This is a genomic window from Mesorhizobium sp. M7A.F.Ca.CA.001.08.2.1 (genome assembly GCF_003998455.1).
Taxonomy (GTDB): Bacteria; Pseudomonadota; Alphaproteobacteria; order Rhizobiales; family Rhizobiaceae; genus Mesorhizobium; species Mesorhizobium ciceri.
In genome coordinates, this window is sequence record NZ_RZPW01001104.1 from 1 (window position 1) to 1,514 (window position 1,514).

At 60.7% G+C, this 1,514-nt stretch carries 2 protein-coding genes; both read right to left on the reverse strand.

Features of this window, described 5'->3' with window-relative positions; all coding sequences use genetic code 11:
- Window positions 1-1,136, reverse strand: a 1,136-nt coding sequence (locus EN914_RS35190; RefSeq protein ID WP_127389677.1) for a tripartite tricarboxylate transporter permease, incomplete at its 3' end; no start/stop codon positions are given.
- A gap of 26 nt (window positions 1,137-1,162) precedes the next feature.
- The coding region (locus tag EN914_RS35195) for a tripartite tricarboxylate transporter TctB family protein (RefSeq protein ID WP_127389678.1) at window positions 1,163-1,514 on the reverse strand (352 nt) is incomplete at its 5' end.

Consider the following 1,514-nt stretch of genomic DNA (forward strand, 5'->3'; position numbering starts at 1 on the left):
ATGCCAATCAGAGGCAGGTTAAGCAGGACCAGCATCAGATTGCCGACCCACATCGAGGCGATCAGACCCCAGAACAGGGCCGGCTGCTCAGTGGCGACATTCGGGCCAGGTGTAATGCCCTGGATAACCAACGCGCCGATCATCATCGCCATTACCGGGTTGGAGGGGATGCCGAGCGTCAGCATCGGGATGAATGAGGTCTGCGCGCCGGCATTGTTGGCGCTTTCTGGCGCCGCGACCCCTTGAATAGCGCCCTTGCCGAACTGCGACCGGTTTTTCGAGACACGGCTCTCGACCGCATAGGCCGCGAACGATGCCAGGACTGCGCCACCGCCGGGCAAGATCCCAAGCACGGTGCCGATGCCAGTCCCTCGCAAGACCGGGGCTATGACGCTCTTGAGCTCCGCAGCCGTCAACATGAGTTTGCTCACCTTGCGAACAATTACGTTGCGCTTCTGCTCATGCTCGATGTTGAAGATGATCTCGTTGATACCGAATACGCCCATGCTGAGCGCGACGAAATCGAGCCCGTCGGCCAAGCTCGGTATGCCGAACGTGTATCGCAGCGTGCCGCTCTCGACATCGGTCCCGACCAGGCCAAGCAGCAGGCCCAGCACGATCATCGCGAACGCCTTGAGCAGCGAACCTGACGCAAGCGTAACTGATGCAACGAGGCCGAGCACCATCAGGGAGAAATACTCTGCCGGGCCGAACTTCAGCGCAAAGCCGGCCAGCACCGGAGCGAACAGCGCCAGGATGAGCGTTGCGACCGTTCCGGCGAAGAACGAACCCAGTGCCGCCACCGCCAACGCCTGACCCGCCCTGCCCTGCTTGGCCATCTCGTAGCCGTCAATCGCGGTCACGATCGAGCCGGCTTCGCCCGGCAGGTTGATCAGGATGGCGGTGGTGGAGCTTCCGTATTGCGCACCGTAGTAGATGCCGGCCAGCATTATCATCGCCGTGTCGGGCGACAGGCTGAAGGTCAGCGGCAGAAGCATGGCAATTGTTGCCACCGGCCCGAGACCCGGCAAGACCCCGACAGCTGTGCCTAGCAGGCAGCCGACGAAGCAGTACAGCAGGTTCCACGGGTTCAGTGCCGTCTGGAAACCAAGCTCAAGATTGGAAAAGAAGTCCATGAAAAATGTTCTTCAGCTGGTGATTTTCACGGGCTGGGGGAAGCCGAAGGCCACCAGTAACCGAAAGATAGCCATTGCCCGATGATCGGGATGGGCAATCCGAGCGCATAGACGAAAAGGAAGGCGCAGACGAGAGACAGCACGAGGGCTAGCGTGATGGAGGGGATCCACTTCGTGTAGCTGCTGGCCATGGTCGTCGCCAGAATGCAGAGCGCCAGCGAGATGAACAGGCCGAGCCCTTTGAGGGTTAGGGCGAAGACCATGATCGAGCCCAGGACGAGGACAAGCGCACGCCAAGGGATCGTCAGCGCCTCGCCTGCCCCGCTTTTTGAACGCAATGCGTTAACGATGATGGCAAGCCCCAGAACGACCATCAGC